Origin of the sequence: Aquitalea pelogenes (assembly GCF_001515305.1) — a bacterium.
GTDB lineage: Bacteria > Pseudomonadota > Gammaproteobacteria > Burkholderiales > Chromobacteriaceae > Aquitalea > Aquitalea pelogenes.
This window is the reverse complement of sequence record NZ_LNQV01000118.1, coordinates 1-538: the sequence shown is the minus strand read 5'-3', so window position 1 is coordinate 538 and position 538 is coordinate 1. Positions and strand designations below refer to the sequence as shown.

Genomic DNA, 538 nt, shown 5'->3' with positions numbered 1-538 from the left:
GATTTTAAGGGTTTGACTGGGTTTGTAGCTCAGCTGGTTAGAGCACTGTGTTGATAACGCAGGGGTCGAAGGTTCGAGTCCTTCCAGACCCACCAGTTTGGGGGATTAGCTCAGTTGGGAGAGCACCTGCTTTGCAAGCAGGGGGTCGTCGGTTCGATCCCGTCATCCTCCACCACCACCTTACAGTGCAAACAAAAGCGCACACAGCGAAATTTATGGCTGCGTGGATTTTTGTTTGCGTTGTGTAGACAATGCCCGATCTTTAACAAACTGAAGAAGCCGAATTAATTAGACGGCGAGATGAAACACCTGCAGTTAATTCTGCATGTGGGACAAATCGTCATCTTGGGAATTTGATTGTATCTAATGTCATGTCGCCATACCAAAAAGGGGCGGTGTGACATGTCGCACAAACACAATCCTGTCGGATTGGTAACTCAGGTTACTGAAATGATAGGGTCAAGCGACTAAGTGCATCTGGTGGATGCCTTGGCGATCACAGGCGATGAAGGACGTGTAAGCCTGCGAAAAGCGCGGG

Annotated in this window: 2 tRNA genes and 1 rRNA gene; all 3 read left to right on the top strand. The window is 49.1% G+C overall.

Annotated elements, in window-relative coordinates:
* The first annotated feature begins 18 nt into the window (after positions 1-18).
* A tRNA-Ile gene (locus tag AWT75_RS20460) sits at positions 19-95 on the top strand.
* 4 nt (positions 96-99) lie between these two features.
* Positions 100-175: transfer RNA gene (locus AWT75_RS20455), tRNA-Ala, on the top strand.
* A 282-nt stretch (positions 176-457) separates the two neighbouring features.
* Positions 458-538 (top strand): 23S ribosomal RNA (locus AWT75_RS20450); the annotation flags it as partial.